At 68.3% G+C, this 18,363-nt stretch carries 22 protein-coding genes; 4 read left to right on the top strand and 18 right to left on the bottom strand.

Features of this window, described 5'->3' with window-relative positions:
- Nucleotides 1-33 precede the first annotated feature (33 nt).
- The 18 genes from PGP17_RS11980 to PGP17_RS11895 all read right to left on the bottom strand — a co-directional run bounded on the left by PGP17_RS11980 (nucleotide 34) and on the right by PGP17_RS11895 (nucleotide 14,213).
- Complete coding sequence (locus PGP17_RS11980) at nucleotides 34-408, bottom strand: head decoration protein (RefSeq protein WP_270375581.1); 375 nt, start codon at nucleotides 406-408, stop codon at nucleotides 34-36.
- Nucleotides 409-514: 106 nt separating this feature from the next.
- The gene (locus PGP17_RS11975) at nucleotides 515-2,191 is read right to left on the bottom strand and encodes a S49 family peptidase (protein WP_270375580.1); all 1,677 of its coding nucleotides are present in this window, start codon (nucleotides 2,189-2,191) and stop codon (nucleotides 515-517) included.
- A 12-nt stretch (nucleotides 2,192-2,203) separates the two neighbouring features.
- Complete coding sequence (locus PGP17_RS11970; protein ID WP_270375579.1) at nucleotides 2,204-3,871, bottom strand: phage portal protein; 1,668 nt, start codon at nucleotides 3,869-3,871, stop codon at nucleotides 2,204-2,206.
- 3 nt (nucleotides 3,872-3,874) lie between these two features.
- Nucleotides 3,875-4,084 carry a gpW family head-tail joining protein gene (gene gpW, locus PGP17_RS11965; protein ID WP_270375578.1) on the bottom strand — a complete coding sequence of 70 codons (210 nt, stop codon included), beginning with the start codon at nucleotides 4,082-4,084 and terminating at the stop codon, nucleotides 3,875-3,877.
- Nucleotides 4,081-6,264, bottom strand: a complete 2,184-nt coding sequence (locus tag PGP17_RS11960) for a terminase gpA endonuclease subunit (protein WP_270375577.1) — start codon at nucleotides 6,262-6,264, stop codon at nucleotides 4,081-4,083. The genes gpW and PGP17_RS11960 overlap by 4 nt, the downstream gene beginning before the upstream one ends.
- A gap of 9 nt (nucleotides 6,265-6,273) precedes the next feature.
- Complete coding sequence (locus PGP17_RS11955) at nucleotides 6,274-7,071, bottom strand: hypothetical protein (protein ID WP_270375576.1); 798 nt, start codon at nucleotides 7,069-7,071, stop codon at nucleotides 6,274-6,276.
- A gap of 272 nt (nucleotides 7,072-7,343) precedes the next feature.
- Entirely contained in the window at nucleotides 7,344-8,309 is a 966-nt protein-coding gene (locus tag PGP17_RS11950; protein ID WP_270375575.1) for a hypothetical protein, read from the bottom strand.
- Nucleotides 8,306-9,205: a hypothetical protein gene (locus tag PGP17_RS11945; protein WP_270375574.1), complete on the bottom strand. Its 900-nt coding sequence runs from the start codon at nucleotides 9,203-9,205 to the stop codon at nucleotides 8,306-8,308. The genes PGP17_RS11950 and PGP17_RS11945 overlap by 4 nt, the downstream gene beginning before the upstream one ends.
- Nucleotides 9,202-10,029 carry a hypothetical protein gene (locus PGP17_RS11940; RefSeq protein WP_270375573.1) on the bottom strand — a complete coding sequence of 276 codons (828 nt, stop codon included), beginning with the start codon at nucleotides 10,027-10,029 and terminating at the stop codon, nucleotides 9,202-9,204. Before PGP17_RS11940 ends, PGP17_RS11945 begins: the two co-directional genes overlap by 4 nt.
- Nucleotides 10,030-10,267: 238 nt before the next feature.
- On the bottom strand, nucleotides 10,268-10,567 hold the full coding sequence (locus PGP17_RS11935) for a DUF4031 domain-containing protein (RefSeq protein ID WP_270375571.1): 300 nt from the start codon (nucleotides 10,565-10,567) through the stop codon (nucleotides 10,268-10,270).
- Nucleotides 10,567-11,199, bottom strand: coding sequence for a hypothetical protein (locus PGP17_RS11930; protein WP_270375570.1), 633 nt, complete (start codon nucleotides 11,197-11,199; stop codon nucleotides 10,567-10,569). Before PGP17_RS11930 ends, PGP17_RS11935 begins: the two co-directional genes overlap by 1 nt.
- A complete protein-coding gene (locus tag PGP17_RS11925) occupies nucleotides 11,196-11,471 on the bottom strand; it encodes a hypothetical protein (protein WP_270375569.1) in 276 nt (91 codons plus the stop codon). The genes PGP17_RS11930 and PGP17_RS11925 overlap by 4 nt, the downstream gene beginning before the upstream one ends.
- A complete protein-coding gene (locus PGP17_RS11920) occupies nucleotides 11,471-12,133 on the bottom strand; it encodes a hypothetical protein (RefSeq protein ID WP_270375568.1) in 663 nt (220 codons plus the stop codon). Before PGP17_RS11920 ends, PGP17_RS11925 begins: the two co-directional genes overlap by 1 nt.
- Nucleotides 12,130-12,534, bottom strand: coding sequence for a hypothetical protein (locus PGP17_RS11915; RefSeq protein ID WP_270375567.1), 405 nt, complete (start codon nucleotides 12,532-12,534; stop codon nucleotides 12,130-12,132). The genes PGP17_RS11920 and PGP17_RS11915 overlap by 4 nt, the downstream gene beginning before the upstream one ends.
- On the bottom strand, nucleotides 12,531-12,863 hold the full coding sequence (locus tag PGP17_RS11910; RefSeq protein WP_270375566.1) for a hypothetical protein: 333 nt from the start codon (nucleotides 12,861-12,863) through the stop codon (nucleotides 12,531-12,533). Before PGP17_RS11910 ends, PGP17_RS11915 begins: the two co-directional genes overlap by 4 nt.
- A gap of 84 nt (nucleotides 12,864-12,947) precedes the next feature.
- The gene (locus PGP17_RS11905) at nucleotides 12,948-13,373 is read right to left on the bottom strand and encodes a hypothetical protein (protein WP_270375565.1); all 426 of its coding nucleotides are present in this window, start codon (nucleotides 13,371-13,373) and stop codon (nucleotides 12,948-12,950) included.
- Between the two features lie 13 nt (nucleotides 13,374-13,386).
- Nucleotides 13,387-13,749 carry a hypothetical protein gene (locus PGP17_RS11900; protein ID WP_270375564.1) on the bottom strand — a complete coding sequence of 121 codons (363 nt, stop codon included), beginning with the start codon at nucleotides 13,747-13,749 and terminating at the stop codon, nucleotides 13,387-13,389.
- Nucleotides 13,746-14,213, bottom strand: a complete 468-nt coding sequence (locus PGP17_RS11895; protein WP_270375563.1) for a hypothetical protein — start codon at nucleotides 14,211-14,213, stop codon at nucleotides 13,746-13,748. The genes PGP17_RS11900 and PGP17_RS11895 overlap by 4 nt, the downstream gene beginning before the upstream one ends.
- Before the next feature lie 118 nt (nucleotides 14,214-14,331).
- On the opposite strand from PGP17_RS11895, the gene PGP17_RS11890 reads away from it, so the two are divergent.
- The 4 genes from PGP17_RS11890 to PGP17_RS11875 all read left to right on the top strand — a co-directional run bounded on the left by PGP17_RS11890 (nucleotide 14,332) and on the right by PGP17_RS11875 (nucleotide 18,357).
- On the top strand, nucleotides 14,332-14,769 hold the full coding sequence (locus tag PGP17_RS11890; protein WP_270375562.1) for a hypothetical protein: 438 nt from the start codon (nucleotides 14,332-14,334) through the stop codon (nucleotides 14,767-14,769).
- A gap of 60 nt (nucleotides 14,770-14,829) precedes the next feature.
- The gene (locus PGP17_RS11885) at nucleotides 14,830-15,150 is read left to right on the top strand and encodes a hypothetical protein (protein ID WP_270375561.1); all 321 of its coding nucleotides are present in this window, start codon (nucleotides 14,830-14,832) and stop codon (nucleotides 15,148-15,150) included.
- A 305-nt stretch (nucleotides 15,151-15,455) separates the two neighbouring features.
- Nucleotides 15,456-17,813, top strand: coding sequence for a ParB/RepB/Spo0J family partition protein (locus tag PGP17_RS11880; protein WP_270375560.1), 2,358 nt, complete (start codon nucleotides 15,456-15,458; stop codon nucleotides 17,811-17,813).
- A 37-nt stretch (nucleotides 17,814-17,850) separates the two neighbouring features.
- On the top strand, nucleotides 17,851-18,357 hold the full coding sequence (locus tag PGP17_RS11875) for a helix-turn-helix domain-containing protein (RefSeq protein ID WP_270375551.1): 507 nt from the start codon (nucleotides 17,851-17,853) through the stop codon (nucleotides 18,355-18,357).
- Nucleotides 18,358-18,363: the final 6 nt, after the last annotated feature.

Here is an 18,363-nt window from a genome sequence, read left to right as displayed (position 1 = left end):
GGCGCGGACGCGCGGGTTCCTGGACGGCGCCGATCAGGCGCCGGACTGGTCGAGGACCGGGGCGAGGAAGAGCGGCGTGCCTTCCAGATCGGCCTTCATGGTCGCGATCGTGTGATCGGTCCCGGTCAGGACGATGGCGGATTGATCAAGGCGGGCCGACTTGATGATCGACGCTTGCGCATCGGCGCCACTGGCATCGACGGCGAACCGGGTGAAGCCTCGAACGACCTCCGATCCATCCTCAGCTGCCGGATCCGACAGCTTCCACTTGCCGCTAGCCGTGATCTTTCCCACGGGCTGGCGGGCGGCGATGTCCTGGCCGGACAGGATCGTTTCGATCTCTTCGACCAGGGGGTATTCACCGATCTCGAAACTGTCCTCGGTGTAGGACTGATGCTGACTGTCCATGTTCTGGATCCTTCAGACGTTACAGGGATTGGGCGCCCGGACGAGACGGGTGCGGCGGGGCGCTGACGCCGTTCGTACCCGGCCGGCGGAACCGGCTTCGGGCGGTCTAGGAGGCGGCGGACTTCGGCGTTTGCCGCAGGCGAGAGGACTGACCGAACTTTCCGGCCAGAGCGCGGGCTTCGGCGACAAGATCGCCGCCGGCCTGCGCCTGCGAAGGATTGCCAAGATCCTTGACACCCGGATCCGGCACCTCGCCGGGAAAACCGGGCTTGGCCGATCCGCCGGCCATCAGCATCGACTTGGCTTTCGCGACCGTCATGCCCGGAATGCTGACGATTTCGGCCGCCAGCTTGGGATTACGGGACGCCTCGGGCAGGTCCATGATGGCCGAGACGGTCGCCGCGGAGACCTGAAGATCCGCGCCGGCCTTCTTGCCCGGTTTGGCGGCCGAGGCGGCAGCCGCAGCCGCGCCGTCCTCTTCCTCCTCGCCGTCGCCGGCATTGGCTTCGCCGCTGCCATCGTCCTCTTCTTCGTCGATCATCGCCTTGATGGCGGCGAGGATCTCTTCCGGTTTCTTGCCCTCGCCTTCCATGCGGGCGGTCAGGGCGTCGAGCTTTGCTTTGTCCATCTCGCGGACTCCTCGATTCTGCGCCGGCGCGGAAGCCGCGGCGGCCTTGGGTTGCGGGTGGGTAGTCGTCTGGGTTCTCAGCGGCGTGCGGGCCGATGCCGCAGCTTGCACCGTCTGGGCGGTGCCGGATCCGGCGTCTTCGGCCGTCCCGGCCTCGCCGTTCGCCAACGCACGAAGACGGTCGAACCACACCGCTTCGCTGGCGATCTCGTCGACCAGACCAAGGGCCAGGCCGGACTGAGCCTCGTCACGGTGACGGGCCAGATAGATATTCGCATTCATTGCGCGGATCGCTTCAATATCGATCCCGCGCATCTCCGCCACATGCTCGGCAAAGGTCTCGCCAAGCTCATCGATCCGGCTCTGCATCCGGGCAAGGGCGTCGTCGGTTACGGGCGCGATGCCCATTTCGGCGGTCTTGTTCTCACCCCACTTGACCGCGGTGATTGCGATCCCGGCCTTCTCGGCCGCCTTGCTGGTATCGATGTGGAAGGCCACGGCACCGATCGAACCGACGAGAGCCTGGCCGGAGGCGAAAACCTTGTCGCATGCGGCTGCGATCCCGTATCCGGCCGAGAGCGCACCCTTTGCGGTATAGGCCCAGATCGGCTTTCCGCCGGCACGTGCAGAGACCGAGGCGATCGCGCCGCAGAAGTCGAACAGGCCGGAGGCATCGCCTCCGGGGCACTCGATGCGAATGCCGATCGCGCCGACCCGATCGTCGGCGGCAGCGCGCAGGATGGCCCCGGTCAGATGGTCATAACCGAGGATGTCCTCGCACCAATATTCCATGATGATCCGGTCGCCGCGCGCGTCGACCATGCCGTCGACATCGATCAGCGCAACGCCATCGGCAAGCAGGTATCCCCACTCGTACTCCCATCGATCGGCGCTCGCCGGCTTGATATAGAGGGCCTTGGCGCGCGCCGCCGGATCGGCCGGATCACCCGCCGGAGCGCTGCCGGCCTCGGTGCGCGGGGCATCGTTCGGCGAACGGCGTTCGCTGGAACCGGCGAAGAGACGGGCAAGCGAGGCGAGCATGCCGCGCTCGGTCTCTCCCGGCCGGGTCAATTGTCGGATCACGGTATTGCCGTGATCTTCGGCAAGCAGAAGGGGCCGCCCGACATAGCCGGACAGGCAGGACAAGCTGGGCATGATGGATCTCCGTCAGGCGTCTTGGAGCGCGGCAAGCTCGGCGCGATCGTCCGCGTCGGGGTCTTCGGGATCGGCGGGATCGGGCGCGGGTGGCAGATTGGCGTCGGGCACGCCGGCGGCGGCCAGGCTGGGGGCCAGTTCGAGTTCGGCCAGGTAGGACGCCTCGCGCGCCATCTGGTCGAGTTCTTCTTCCCAATCCTGGCCCTGCTCCGCGTGTTCGCGGCGTAGCGTCGTGAAGCGCTCATTCTTGAGCGTCTTCGCGCCCTCGGCTTCCTTCTTGCGGTCGATATAGCCGCGGCCCGGGCCGATCCAGGTGCAGCGCAGATAAGCCGCCGGCATCTCCCAAAAGGACGGCGCGCCGGACGGCGCGGTGATCAGGCCCTCGGCAAACAGCTCTTCGACGAACGCATAGAAGAACGGCGTGATCACCTGCTCAACGAAGCTGGCGCGGCGCGACTGGACCGACCGCCAGATCTCGTTGAGGGCGGCGCGTGCGCTCGAATAGGTGACCGCCTTCCAGTCCTCCGCGAGCGCGATATAGGGCACGCCCAGAGCGCTCGCGATCTCGCGCAGGAAGACCCCGCGGAACGCGTCCAGGCTGGCGGCCTGGCGGGCGGTATTGTTCATCTCGATCGTATCGCCCGGCGGCAGGACCGGCAGGGTGGCCTCCCCGACCTTCACCTCGTTGCCCTGGTAGAACTCGCCGCGCACATCGTTCCAGTCACGGGCGGCACCGGTCGGATTGACCTCAAGGTTCTGCGCGACCGAGAACGGGTCGTAGCTTGAGCTGATGAAGGCGACGAAAAGCGCGTTCGCGACAGCGTTCTGCAGCTCGGCGTGGCCATGCCGGTCAATCATCTTGAACGCTTCGAGGATCGCCGCGAAAGGCGAGATTCCCCGGGTCTGTTCGGCTTCCTCACTCTCGAACCCATGCACGCCCACCGGGCGGCCCCAGCTGGTTTCCTTGGGAACGCGCAGCCATTCGTTCACCCGCGGGTCGAGATAGGACGCGCCGGGATGCGTCTGCCGGATATGGTAGGCGAGCGCCTCTCCGGCGTCGTCAAACTCGATCCCCCCGCGCAGTTCCGGCCGGTCCATCATGCCGTGCGGATTGCTCATGCGTTCCACGTTCACGATGTGCAGAGCCGTCGAATACATCCAGGCCGGCCGGACCTTCTTGCGGATCACATAGAAGCTCTCGCCGACCTGGCACCATTCGCGGAACAGAAGGTTGGCCAGGCCCGGAAACTGATGCCGCCGGATGCGATCGCAGCGTTTGAGCGGGTCATGGGCAAAGGTGCGCCAGTGTGCTTCGATCGCCTTGCCCAGCGCCATCGCCTCTTCACGGCTGACCATCAGCGCGTTCGCGTCCGGCAGGCTCATCAGCTTGAGCGCCTGGCCAACGACCATGTCGGCATTCTTGACGATCGCCGCCCGGGCCGTTCCGTTCGTGCGGATCAGGTCGCGCACCCGGGCATTGGTCAGATCGCGCGAGTAGGCATTCGCCCCGTCCGCCGTGCGCAGGGACGGCGTCCAGCCCGCCAGGGCCGCCTGGCGCGCCTCGCCGCCCGGCGAATAGCCGTAACGGCCCGAGCCGCGCGGATGCCAGGCGCTCATGCGGGCCTGCGCCACCATGGCCGGGGTGATCGCCCGGCCTTTATCGTCCAGCAGCTGTGCCATGATCTAACGCCCGAACCGGATGCGAAGGGCGCCGCGGGCCGGCCTGCCGGCAATCCGCGCCTCGAGCCGGGCAATGTAGGCGCGCAACTCGCCCGCCTTCGCCGCCGTGTACTTCACCGTGTGACCCTCATAGGTCGTCAGCTCGACCGACTGGCCTGTTTCCAGCTGATGAAGGGCATTCTCGGCCTCGACAAGGCGTTGGGCGTCGGTCACGTGTCGGTCCCCTTGTTGATGCGCGACAGCGATTGCAGGCCGTCCTTGCGGAAGACCGATTGCGCCCCGCGCTCGTTGACCGCGCGCGGCCGGTCTGGCGTCTCGATTTCGGAAGCGTCCTCGACCAGGCCGGCCGGTCCGGGCGGCACGTCGCCGGCGGCAACGTCAGGCGACCGCATCAGCGCTTCGAGCGGCCCGGCACCCTCAAGGGCTGGATCCTTGGCGCGCGAAGACGCCCAGCGGTTCCATCCCTCCAGGTTCAACCGGTCAATACCCCAGGCGATCGCTTCGGCCAGGTTGTAGACGGTCAGGTCGAGTTGCTCGTTGGCCTGCCATTTGGGACGTTCCCAGCGGCGCACCTTCTGTCCGCCGACTACGTCCTCGACCAGGTATTCGGCCGTGATCTGACGCGCGTCCGCCTCGGTCAGGTCGGGCTCAAGGAAGAGAGAGCCGGGCAGGATCTGGCCGCTGTCCAGCGACAGCGCCGCCTGATTGAGGCCGCGATAGACGCGGCTTTTCAAATGGAAGGTGCCGACCAGCCAAAGCGGAATCTTGGCAATGATCCGGCCGCTATCATCCTTGACCTTGACCAGCTTGCCGCGCTCGAGCGGGGCCGCGTCGGGATCCTTCGGCTTGCCTTTGAGCGCGAGCACGTTGTGACGATGGCACGCCAGATAGGCCTGGCTGGTATGATGACCGCCGGTGTCGCAGCCGAAGCGGTCGAAGGTCACCGGCTTGAGCGTCGGGCCTTCGTAGACATAGCGGGAAACCTTGGCCAGCTCGGTCCAGGCCATCGGATCGTCCGGGTCGATCGGGATCACGCCGCGATCGAACCGGGCGCCGATGGCGCGCGGTCCCCAGGCCCAGGCCGCCCATTCGATACGATCCCCCTGCACATCGGCCGCGCCGGTGATCAGGCTGGCCCAGGGCGGCACCTCGCCGCGCACCACGCGCGCCAGGCGAAGGATGCCCGGTGCCTTCATGGTGTCGAAGACCAGCTCGTGTTTGGGCCGGTCGTGCGCCGGCTCGTAAGGCTCGGCCAGAACCTGCTGATAGAAGGTCTTAAGCAGATCCGGGTTCTGCTGGGCCTCCTTGTACTCCTTGTGGATCTTCTCCCACGACGCAAAGGGCGAGTAGGCCTGCCAGAAGTGAAAGCTGGGATAGCGGCCCTCGCGATCACGACCGGTCCAGCGTTCGAGTTCGTCCGGGGCAAAGTGACGCGGCGGGGCCGGGTTCGAATCCGGATCTTCTGCGGTGAAGGTCGCCAGCCAGACGCCGTGCTCGAGGAAGCCGGCGCGCTGATGCTCTTCGATGAGGCAACCATTGGCAGGGCAGACAAAGCCCAGGACCGGCTCGCGCACACCGTGCAAGCCGAAGTTCTCGATACGCAGCACCTGATAGTGGCCGCAATCGGGGCACGGAATATAGTAGCGGCAAAGGGCACCGGCCTCGACCAGGGCGGTGATCCGGCACCGGCCTTTCTCTCCGGTGGTCGAGGCCCCGATCATCTTGCCGTCCGCGCCATAGGCGTCGAGGCGGTGATAGGCCTGGCGGATCGGATCGCCCCGGCCATCGGCATCGGCCGGGTAGTCGGTCGGCTCCTCCAGGATGACCAGGCCGATCGTGGAAGCCTGCAACTCCTTGGCCGTGCCGGCCGATACGATCTTCAGGAAGCCGCCGGCAAAGCGCTTGTAGAGTGAGGTGGAATCCTCGGCCGAGCGGCCCTTCTGCGCGAAGGTCTTGAGCCGGATCGCCTCGGTGACCTGGGCGTTCGGCTCCCACTTCTCCCGGTTCCACTGCAGGGCCTTGTCGCGCGATGGCGTCAGGACCAGAATGGATCGAGGGTCCGTGTCGACGCAATGGAAGGCCGCGTTGAGCAGGATCTCCGATTTGCCCGACTGTGCCGACCCGGCGATGTAGCATTCGCGGGCCGGGTGATCGATGCCGCAACAGTCCTGCGGCTCCTGCAGGTACGGGGCACGGGCGGTGACCCATTTCCCGGGGTGCGGCGAACCGGATTCCGGGGCGATCTGGCGGGCGGCGTCTGCCCATTGCGAGACGGTCTGGATCTCCGGCGGGCGGGCCTCGGCCACCGCGGAGAACACCGCCGCAAAGCCCAGCGCCATAGCCGGAAACAGTCCGCGGACATCGCCGCCGAACTTGCCGATACCGGTGATCATGGGATCGCTCTAGGAGACCTGCTCTAGGCGGCGGGAACTGGCACGCAGGCCGCGCGTGCGCAGGGCAAAGGCCGTGACCCGGTCCAGCCGTGCACGGGCATCGGCGATCGATTCCTTCGGCATCGCGTCGGACTGGCTGCAGGCACGCTCCAGCTTAGCGCATTCCTGGGCAAAGCGCTCCTCGACACCGCGGACATAGGTCTGAAAGTGCTGGCGCAAAAGCGGGATCTTCGTCGCCTCAACGCCCAGCTCGGCAGCGGCCCGGTCAGCCGCATCGCGCAGCGTTGCCTTGGCGAGCTGGCGCATGGCGGCGATTGCATCCGCCATCCCAGCGGTCACCTCGTCGACGGGAACCGTCCGGCCGAGAACGGCCGCGGTCTCCATCTCTTCGCGGAACGCCTTGGCCTCGTGCGTGCGGCGCCGCGGATCCAGCGCCGCAACATTGTCGGCATCCGCCTGGTCGGGCTGGCCGTCCGTCTCAGCCGGTTTGTCCGCATCGACGTCACCGGGCTCGCCGAGCCCCGGCAACACCGGCGAACTATCGGCTTCGCTGGCAGTGCCCGTCGCCTGGGCGGCCGGCGGCACGTCCGCCGTCAATTCTTCACCGCGCATCACCTTGCGTTGGAAGTTGTTGGCGCGATGGCTGCGGACCTTCGCGAAATTCACCAACGCCTCCCGGCCGCGGCGCTTCTCGACCAATCCGTGATTCTTCACGTACCGCGACAGAGCCGAGCGGGAGATCTGATCTCCGCCCGCAGTAAGGCGCTCTGCGCACCGCTCGATGGATATGAGTTCAAGATCGGTCATGTCGTGAAGCGTGCAGGCCAAGCGCAATGCGTGCACCTTCCTGCCTAAGCGTGCATCTTTGAAGATGCGTGCGTCTTTTTCCGAACCGGCTCACTAAAAACGCAAAACGCCTCAGAAGTGGCCATAATAACAAGGGCTTCCGGAAGGACCCAAATCCATGAGAAAGCCCGGCGCGGGGTTCCCCGGCCGGGCTTCAGGCGCACTTGTCAGCGTCGATCAAATGGCTACCTGCACGCATGCACGCACGTCAAGCGATTTGTTGCACGCATCGATCAGCTGCGGCCGAACTCCTTGTCATAGAAGGCCCGGAGCAAATCACATGCGACGATGACCAGAGCCCCGGCGGCGGCCCGTCGACCCGGCGAACCGGCGGCATAGGCCTCGGACGCCCCGGGTGATTCGCCCAACGTCGCCTCGTGAAGAATGACCGCCTCGGCTGTCCGGCGCAGCCCGCCGGGCAGCACCTTCCCGCCCATTTCGTAGCGGCGCCAGGCCTGCACCTTGTCCAGCTCGACCGCGCCGCCGGCCTTGCCACCGTCCACGCGGATCTCGTAGCGCTGCGCCATCCGCGCCCGGCTCGACCCGAACAGCCAGTCGGAGCGCCATCGCCCGGCAGCCCGGGCCGAGTGGAGGTCGAGCTGACCGGCGCGAACCATACGCCGCAGCGTCTCCGGTATCTCATCGTCCAGGCGGACGGCCCCGCCAGCCACCCGGCTTCCGGTTCCGCGCTTGAGCACCTGGTCCGGCGTCGGCCCGTCCCGGTCGAGATCGAGGCGCGCCTCGCGCCGTGCCTTGCCCGAGGCTTGCGCGGCACGCCGGTCGCGCGCCAGGTCCTCGAGCCGGCGCACCGACAGGGCCAGTCGGTCCGGGTCCAGATCCCGGCGGGCCGCGGCCAGCCCGGCCTTGGCCCCTTTGACGGCCGCTCTCGCATGACGCAGACGGCGCCGTGGATCGGCCAGCCGCTCTTGCGTCAGGGTGACGAGCTGCTGATAGCGTTCAAGCCGGGCGCGATCGCCGGCTTGAACGCCCTGCCCGGCCCCGGCCCGCGCGATGATCCGCGCCTCCAGCTTCGCCGCCTTGCGCCGTCTGCGCATCAGCCTGCGGTGCAAGGGAAGCACCCGCGCCAGACACCTCTCGGTCTCGCCGAGCATGCGGCTCAGGCGCAGTTCCGCGCGTTCGAGACTGGCCCCGGCACGCCGTGCCGCCTCCCGGTTCAGATCCCGCCTGTTGCCGCTCATAGCGCCCTCTCATAGCTGCCGCCATCTCGTATGACCCGGATGCCCTGACGGCGCAGGAACGCGCCGTACCGCTCCGCAATCGTCTCTGCCTTGAACCGGTCGGTCACAACGCTGTCGCCGATGAATTGAAGGCTGGCGATATCGGCGCGGTAGGCCTCCATCCCGAACTCTTCCTTGGCCTGTTCGCGAATGCGCTTGATCGCATCCAGCGTCAGGCCCGGGCCACGGCCGGCCTCGTGCGGTCCGGACGCATTGTGCCCGTCAGGGCCTGTGCGGTCCGGACGCATGGGGCTCCCGCCTGGCGAAGAAGGGTCAGGGTTATTTTCTCCAGAAAGAACTTCGTCTCTTGTGTGACGCGAAGGATCACACCCCCTGTGATCGTCAGGGATCACACCCCCCTGTGACGCTGGCGTCACACCCCCTGACCCTGTGACGCTGGCGTCACACCCCCGGGCCTTGGCAGTGCCAGAAAGCGCCTGTTTGAGCGGGGCGAGCAACTCGGCAGGAATGCCCTGATCGGCGCCGATCTGCTCGAGGAGCGACAAATGGTAGGCGGTCTGGGCTTCAGACCCTTCCGGGCGCCGGTCGAAGATCAGCTGATAGCTCTTTCGGCCGCCCGGGCTCGGCGGATCGATCACGCGCAGATGGCCGCGCAGGACAAGGCGCTTCATCGACCGGTTGACGGTCTCGCGCGACACATCGGCCAGGTAGGCGATCGTCCCCTGCGCCTGGTTGGAGATCCAGCCATTATTGTTCGTCATCGTGCCCAGCACGTTGGCGATGATCAGATCGGTATGGGTCAGGTGGCCTTCGATCACGTCCCACAGCACATGCGGGGGCGCGATGATGAACTTCCGCCGCGGCCGCCGGAACGGCTTTCCTCGTCTCGTCGTCAAAGCAGCCCTCCAGGCCCGTCAGCGGGGCAGGCAGGCGCGTCCGGGAAATAGCCGGGCGGATACTCCGGATAGTCGCCGGGCCGTGTCAGGGCCGAGCTGCATGGCGGGATCCATTCGGTGACCGTGCGCCCGCCCTGGGCGTCCAGCCATTCATCGTTGAAGACCAGCCAGCTATAGGCCGTTGCGCTCGACGCCTTCGTGCCCGGCCGGGCCGAGCCCGGATCGATCGCATTGCGCGCCACGCACCTTCCCCTCAAAAGCACGACGCGTTCGGCGAAGACCACGTGGATGGCCGGCGGGCGTTTCGAATAGATCGCGCGCCAGCGGTCCTCGCCTTCCAGGAAGGCGCCGCGCACGAACAGGGCGAGGCCGTCCACGACGAGGGCGCGGGACCGGGCGATGAATTCGGCGGCCAGCCGGAAGGGCGGATTGGTGACGATCCAGCGCGGCCCCTCATAATCGGCGATCGCGCCGGCGAACCCGCCGACCCGGGCAAGGCGGTCGAGCTGGCCAGGCATCAGGAAATCCCCGATCGCGTCGGCCCGCCCCGCGCGCCAATTCGGGCACGGCGCCGGATCGGCCGAATAGTCCTTGATATCGGTGGCCAGCACCTCGGCGAAATACTCTTCCAGGGCCGCAGCCATGAAGCCGCGATTGCAGGCCGGCTCCCAGACATGGGCGGCCGACACGTCCATGCGCGGGGCGAGGATGTGTTCAATCAGGGCGCGCGTCGCCCACGCCGGCGTTGGGAAATCGTCCAGGCTGTCATGGGCCTCGACGCGCTGCGCCATGACGGCCTGGGAGCGGTTATGAACTCGGCTCATGATGGCGCGTCCTCCGTCCCGGCCGGGGCGTCGGACGGCGACACGGCGAAGACTGGGAGGCAAAAGGTTCTGAATATCTGCCATCTCAAGGCGCTAAGCGTTTCCGCAAATTCGTGTTGATGATTGACGGCCAGGCACCTCTTCCAGGCCGCAATGCGCGCGGGGGAAGCCGGGCCAGCTATCCCCTTCGGCTCCTCGCCGAGCAGGAGGTAGCGCTCGAGATCGTATTCGCTCTCTCTCATGCCCCCTCCCCCGGCAATTGCCGTTCTGAAGAGGTGGCGCATCCCAGCGCCCGGGCCTTTTGCGCAATAATGCGCGGGCGAACGATGACCGCCCCCAGCTCGCGGCGCGCGCGGGCCTGGTTGGCCTTGCACAGATCGTAATGAGCAAAGGCGGTGCGAGGCGGCCCTTGATACCATTGACGCGGCAGGCCGAGCGCGTCAGCGGCCCTGTGAAGCTCCTCCAGCGTATCGGCTGTCATATGCGCCATGATCATCCGCCCGAGCTTGTGGATCGGATCGTCGACATAAAGGGCCATCACGCGCTCCCGTGCGGATGGGCGCCCGGGGCGGGGAAGCGGAACACAAGCAGCTCGGCCAGATAGCCGGCCGCGGCCGCGTCGCCGCCCGCTTTCAGAACCGCGTGCATGTCGGTCCGGCGCGGTCCGCAGCGATGGCCGAGGCCAAGCACGGCCGCGCCATCCTCCGGCATCAATTGCAACACTAGGCTTTCGGCCAGGGTCTGCCAGCGCTTCTCGGTCCGGGCCGGACCCTCTTCGAAAGGGCGCGCGGCCAGCATGCCGTTCGGATCGGTCATCATCTGGCGGCGGAAGGCCTGCAGGCTCTCGAACAGGGTGCGCTGTTCGGCGGTCGGCTCATCGTCCGGACGCGGGACCCGGCCCTGCGCCTGACCGTTGGCCCAATGGGCCAGCTCGTCACGGACGACGCGCGCGGTCAGCTCCGCGCCGCCATAAGCCCCCATCAGATTGAGCGTGGCGCCGAGAAGAGCATGCAGCACAAAGGCCGGATCGCTTTCGCCGCGGTCGATCGAGGCGATCAGAAACGCCCCGACCAGATGGTGCGCGTGATCCGTCCAGGCCTGGGCGGCCTCCCATTCGGCCTCACTCATCGGCTCATCGAAGGCCGGGTCCGGTGTGTTGGTTTGCGTCATCGCGCGCTCCTTTGCGGCTGGGTCCGGCGAACGGCGTTCGCTCTGCGGTGGGGGTTGGGGCCGGCGCGGCGCGCCTCGTCAAAAGTCAGGTCACGCCAGCGCCCGTCGATCCGGCCGCGCACATGCCCGGCCTCGAACACCAGATCGTCCAGGCGGGCAAAAATGTCGGCGCGCACATCGAACAGATCTTCGCCCGTGGCGATGCGCCGGAACTCGGGGGAAGGCTCGGCACGGTGTGCCGGGGCTGTGGACTGGAAGAGGTCGCGGGCCATCACCCTTCCCCCAGCGCGTCTCGCAGCCAGTCCGACCCGGCAACGGCCTTGAGCTGCTGGCCCAGGGCCACGGCAATGACGGCCAGGGAGAGATGCGGGCTTTTCGCACGCATGGCCCGGACAAATCGGCGCGCCCGGCGCTCGAGATCGTCACCGGCCGGGCCGACACCGCCGCCCGGCAGGCGGCGTCCCAGGCCAGTGGCCAGGGACGGTGCCGCCGGGGCCGGCGCGCGGCTGGCGCGGGTCCTCACCGGGGCTGAGCCCGGCCCGCGCGTCGAGGCCCTGACCGTGTCGATGGCGCGGCGGGCAAGCGCGTCGTTTTGCACCGCCGCGTTGGCTGTCGCGGTCAGGACCGGCGCCAACACGGCGCGAACCGCCATGCAGGCCGGGCTGTCATATTCACCCCGGTCACGGGACACGTAGAGCGTGGCCTGAACCGAACCGGGCGAACCCCACCATTTCAGGCCGGCACCCAGCCGCATCGCCTGCTTCATGTCGGGCAAGGCCAGCAGAACGGCACGCCGCGCGCGGATGATCTGCGGGTGTCCGCAGCCTTTCAGGCGCGGATCCATGACTTGTTCGGGCGTGACCCCACACACGGCGGCGGCCGCCACGACCATCTCGGCTACCAGGCCGGCATTCAGGGCGGGATTGGCGCTCATGAGGATATCTCCGCACAGCGCCCGGACCGGCGCGGTCCGGTGTTGGCGAAGACCGGGCCGTCCTCATCGGCCAGCGGGCGCAAGCCCGGGCCGGCCGGCAGGCAATCGCGCGCTTCCTGGCAGGCGCGGGACTTGTCCTCCCCGCGGCGCCGGGCATTGGAAATTTGTGAGAGGGCGGAATCGCGCGAGCCCCACCATTTCAGGCGGAAGGCCAGACGGGCCGCCAGCGGCAGGGACGGCAGGGCCAGGCAGACCGCGCGGCGGGTTTCGGCGATGGCCGGGCAGAGCGGCCCGCGCTTGCGCGGGTCCATCACCTCGACCGGCTCGACCCCGGTTTCGGCCGCTGCGCAGACGATCATCTCCGCAATCAGATCGGCGGTCAGGACAAGGGTACGGCTCATGACCCTGCCCTCCGCCCGGCATCGCCGCCCGGATCGGACCGTGCCATGACGTCCAGAAGGGCACGCGCGGCCGCATCGGACTCCGGGATCGTGCCAAGCAATCCGGCGGCGGTGCGGTCATAAGCCATGCGGCGGTTGACGCGGTAGACGGCCCGGTGAAGCGCCAGGCCGGCGCGGGCGCGCCGGCTGTCTTCGGCCGGGTTGGCCGACGCTTCGATGACCAGGCTCAGCCGATAAATGCCGAGCACATGCCCGCTGGCCGACCGGGTCACATCGATCGCGGCGGTCAGTCCGGCATAGCTCAGGGTCAGACAGGACGGGCGGCTCATAGCGTGCAGCCCTCCGACACGACGATCAGAACGATCACGACAAACGCGGCGATCACCACCGCCTCGGTCAGAGCTTTGAGGGCTTTAGACATGACCACCTCCGAACAGGTCGCAGGTCCGGTCATCGCGGGCCGCTGGCGCCGTGCCACCGGCCCGCGCGCCGTCCGGCCCGGGAAGGCTGTAGGCCTCTTCCAGCGAAGCACAGGCAGCCGCGAACGGCGCTCCGGAGGCCGCCATCTCGAAGGTCACCACGTCACCTTCCAGCGTGCAGCCCGCCGCCTCGCACCGGCAGCGCTCGCCGTGTGCCCAGATGCGCACGGTCTGCACGCCGCGGCAGCTCGGACAATCGCACCGCCAGCCCTCGCTGGTCGGCGTGACATCCGCCTCGCGCAGCTCGGCCAGATCGGCAATGGAGACCTTGGCCTTGATGGCTTCGGCCCGCAGTCGGGCCATGGCCCTGGGATCGCGCGAACGCGCATCCTGGGGCAGGCCGAGAGTCCGCTGGGTCATGGATACCTCCTGTTCAGCGGTCGCCGGGCGGCAAGCCCAGCTCGATGGGGGAAAAGGCGCAGGACCGGCGGCCCTCGCGCACGGTCTGCGCAAGCGCGTCGGCCGCGGCATAGAGCGGCCGGCCGGCGCGCTCGCGCTCGACCGGGTCCTTGCGGCCGGCCCAGATGACGGCCAGGGACAGCATGGTCTCGAACAGGGCCGGATCCGGTGAGACCCCGGCCAGGCGCTTGGCGCGGCCGAGGGCTTCATCCATCTCCTGACGCAGGCGCACGGCCGCATCGCTGCTCTGATCGCGCTCGACCAGGCGGCGGATCTCGACCGTCGCGACATGCCAGGGCGCGCCGGCGGGCAGATGGGTCTGAGGGAGCGCGCTCATCCTGCCTCCCTGCCCCCGGCATCGCAGCCGGCATCGGCAAGGCGCAGAGCCTGCAGATCGGCGGCGATCGCGCGGCAGGCTGCATCGTAGGCGTCGCACTCGCGGCGGCGCGCATCGACCCGGCTCACCGCTTCGCGCGCCGTGGATTCATCAATGCCGAAGGCCCGGGCCGCGACGCTGACCGAACACTTGCGGCGCGCGATGAACAGGGCCACGGCCGCCTGGCGCGCACGCCCGACCGGTGAGCGTCCGCGGGGACGGCCGATGAAGTCGGACAGCGACAGACCGAAGCGCGGCGCGGTCAGGGCCAGAACCAGCCGGGCGGCGCTGCACGGGGCTATGGCCTCGCGGGCGTCCGCGCCGGCATTGCCGGATCGGGATAATCCCGATACTATCCCGCTTCTCGCCTCGATGACGGCCGGGACGGACGCGGGATCGTTGGAGAATTTGGAAGTTTTGACCATGCCGGGCGCACCTCAAATCGGGATTACATCCCCTTTATCCCGATTCGAGGGTTACGAAAGCGTAAATTCGGGGCAGACCCCGCGTGTCATCCCGCTAAGATCGGCGCAAGCACGGGGCATGGCTGATCCTCAGATCCGAATCGACCGCATCGACCAGCGCCTCAAGGCGACGGGTCTGTCCGCCTCGCGAGCGAGCGAGCTTGCCAGCCCGGCCGGGTCAAAGGATCTCATCCGCGACCTGAGACGCACCAAATCCAGCGGCAAGATGCGCGTGGAAACCGCGCTGGCCCTGGCCGAAGTGCTCGAATGCGATCTGGATTATCTGACCGGCGCCCAGGACGTGCCCCGCCAGCGTCCGGCCGGCGATCCCGCCCCCGCGCCCCAGGCGGTCGCGACATTTCACCTGAGCGATGAAGAGCTGGAGCTGATCGGCCTGATACGATCGGCGCCTCACGAGGCGCGCCGCATCATCGAGATCGCGCGCACACTGACGCGCGGCGAGGGCGAACACGGGCTGGACGAACGCGGCCGGCGCCGGCAGCGCTCGGCGGGCTGACCGGGCGGCGTTCCGCAAGCGGCTTGCACTTGCCGAATTGCCTAAATAGCTTCGGGACTTATGAGCCCGCCGCATAATGGAAAGCACCCGGGAGACCGCCCCGACGAGAGCGACCCGGACACGCTTGCGCCGGGCTGGCAGGCGCTGCGCGACAGGCTGCGCCTGTCCGCTGTCGCACACGATCCCCAGCCCCTCGACCTGACCCTGATTGCGCGCGAACGCGATGACCATATCGAATTGACGATGGTCGATGCGCAGGGGCAAAGCCGCTTTGCGATTGCCGGACCGGACGAGCCCGAGGTGCGCCAGGCGCTGCGCCTCCTGCAGCGCTTTCTCAACCCCGCACCGAGCCTGTCCCTCATCTCGCGCGAGGACCCCTGAGCCGCGCGCGAAGAGCCCGCAGCCAAGGCCGGACGCCGCTTTCCAGACACACGCCGGGCACAACCGCGCATTGATCCGCAGCGGGAAATGATCGGGATAGTACTTGACTATCCCGCTTTTCCCGCTTTTTATCCCGTTGCAGTCGCCTCCAGGCCTCCCCGTTCACTGGATCGGTCGACCGCAACCCGGGGGCGGACCTCGTTCGGCATTGCGGACCCCCTCCCGCTGCCGGCCGGAACCTGCAGAGATCCGCCCCCGGGTCCTTTTTCAGCACGTCCGCCCTGCGGACGGAAAGGATCTGGACGATGACGGCACACACCCTCTCTCCCTCTGCCACTCCGGCCCCGGTGATCGAACAGGCGATCGGGGATTGCGATCTGGCTTTAGCCTTCCTGGCGCATCTCGAAACCCTGAAAGGCGGCGACGGCAAGCCGCCGAGCGGCCTGGACGATGCGGCAGCCTATTTCACCAAACAGCTCGCCCGGCCGCGAAAGGACGCCGTGAAGCGGTCGCTGCAGCGCATGCGCGACAAGGGCGCGATCAGCTTCGATCCGCCGGCCATGGCCGGCTGGGCGCAATTGATGCTGACCGGCGAGGCGGCTGCCCCGGACGCGGCCCCCTCCGGCGCCGGGCACGCACACGGTGACGCACACGGTGACGGAACCCAGCTTGTCCCGCTTTCCGCACTCCACCCCTCCCCGCTCAACCCGCGCAAGACGTTCGACGAGGACGCGCTCGACGAGCTGGCCGGCAGCATTCTGGCCGAGGGCCTGTTACAGAACCTCGTTGCCCGGCCGCGGCCGGACGCGGCGGGCCAGTTCGAGATTGTGGCGGGCGAGCGGCGCCGGCGGGCCTGCCAGCGCCTGGCCGAACAGGGCCGGTCTTCGCCCCGCTTCGATCCGGCCGCGCCCCTGCGCGTGCTGGTCCGGCCGCTGTCCGACTTTGAAATGCGCATGATCGCGATCGCCGAGAATGCGCGGCGCGCGGATCCTCACTGGCTCGAGCAGGCCGACGCCTACGCCGCCGCCAAGCGCGATCGCGAAGCCGAGGGCGGAGACCCCGGCAAGGTCGCCGGCGAGATCGCCGCGGCGCTCGGCTTGAAAAGCCCGCGCATGGTCGAACAGATGATCAAGGCCAGCCAGACATTGTGCGAGGCCGTCCGGGCCGCGGCCATCGATGAAAGCCGAGGCCTCAAGTTCGCGCACGCGCGGGCCTTGTCCGCAGGCACGGACGCCGAACAGGCGGCGCTGCTCTCGCGCTTCGTTCAGGGCGCGGAGGGTTACCGGACCGAGGCCGATCTGGCTCGGCGCCTCGAGGAGATGCGCGCGCTATCCAATCCCGGCGGCCTTTTTGGCGAGGACGAGACCCGCACGCCCGATGAGGGCGCACCGCGCGGTGAGGCCTTCTGGCGCGCCGTGTTCGAGGACCGCCGCGTGATGGGCGAGGACGTTGCGGCGATCAAGGCGGCCGAGCGGCTGGGCGCCGATGCCCAGGCCGGGCGCGAGGCGGTCGAGACGGGGATTCAATGGGGCGCTCTCTATCGCAATGCCGGGCCGGGCCAGAACTGGCTCTACCTGTCGCGCGCGGACGCGCGGCGGGCCGAAGAGGCCGAGCCGGAAGAGACCGCCGCATCGACCGGGGCCAGCCGGCCGGAATGGTGGTCGGCCTGGTCCGAGCGCGCGATGTGGATCCACTTCCTCGAGGACGCCGGGCGCAAGATGGGCCGCGCGCCGCTGGAAAGGAAGCTGGCCGCCGAAGGGGTCACCAATCCCGGCGACGCCATCGACGCCGGCGTGAAGGCCGGGGCGATCGAGACCAACGATCACGGCTGGTTCTGGGTGCCGGAGAACGACACCGGCGCGGCCGACGCCGATCCGGAGCACGCGTCGCGCTATCACGTCTGCGCAGACCGGCCGGCGAGCGAGCCCGACCCGGTCGAGCCCAACGCGCATGGCGTCTACCCGGCGCAGGAGACGGTGGTGCTCTACGGCGACGAACACGGGGCGGGCAAATGGTCGATCGAGGTTCGTCTCGCCCGGTGCGCGCCGGACGGGCGCTGGCGTACGGGCTACAGATACCGGCGCGACCAGGGCGAAGCCTCTGGCGGGGTCTCCGGCGGACACGAAGGACACGAGACCCGCGCCGATGCGATCCGCGCCGGCGCCCGGCACGCCCTTGTCTACCTTCATCAACGCGCCCACGAACTGCCCGTGCGCGACGCACGCCAGGCCGCCAGGGCCTTCAACGTCATCGGCAACCGGGTCGGCGGCGTCCTCGACTACGCCAAAGGCCTCGGCCCCCTTGACCCGGGCGCGGATCCGGCGCCGCAGGAAGGCGAGCCCGCCAGCGAACGGCGTTCGCCGGTGCCCCCCACCGCCATGACCGATCGTCAGCTCCTCTCAGCCCTCGCCGGCTTTGTCGAGACGGGCGCCATCGAGATCCAGCTCGTCCCCAATGGTGCGCCGGACACGAGCCCGGAAGCCGCGGCGGCCTGCATGGCGGGCGAGGTCCTGCTCAACCGGATCAGGGATATCGCCGAAAGGCAGTCAACAGACAGCGGCTATGCCCGCACCACGGTCGAGATGACCTGCCCTCCCGCGGATACCGACAAGCCCTACCGGCTGCACGGCCGCCGGGGCCTGAGTTCAGCCAAGGCAGGCTGAACGCGGCACACCGCCCCTCTTCACAAGGAGTCTACCCATGAACACGCACACCCCTGTTGCGCCCGGCGATCGAGCCCCGGCCCAGCGCACCGGCCGGCGTACCACGCCCCGCGATGGCGAGATCGGCGACCGCCTGCGCCTGGTCCGCGAGCTGGCCAAGGTCACGCAGTCCAGCCTCGGCAAGGCCATCGGCGTGACCTTCCAGCAGATCCAGAAATATGAAACCGGCCGGAACCGGATGGCGGTGAGCCGCCTCGTCGCTGCGGCCGATGTGCTCAATTGCGATTTTCTCTGGCTTGCCACCGGAGAAACCACGCCGGGAAATCCGCAGACGCAGACCCTGTCCAGCCTGCTCGAGGCGGCCGGCGAGGATCCGCGCATCCTGCACGCGGCCCAGGCCCTGGCCGGTTTCAAACCCGACCAGCGCGACCAGGTCCTCTTGATCGTCAAGACCATCGAGGCGGTCAACGCCAAGCACGCCGAACGCCGGCCGCCCGACCTCCGGGAGCTTCGGCCCGTGCGCACCAACCCCACGCATCTTTGAGACACG

The organism is Marinicauda sp. Alg238-R41 (assembly GCF_947331485.1).
In the GTDB taxonomy this organism is placed as follows: domain Bacteria; phylum Pseudomonadota; class Alphaproteobacteria; order Caulobacterales; family Maricaulaceae; genus Marinicauda; species Marinicauda pacifica.
This window is presented reverse-complemented; position numbering and strand designations above follow the sequence as displayed.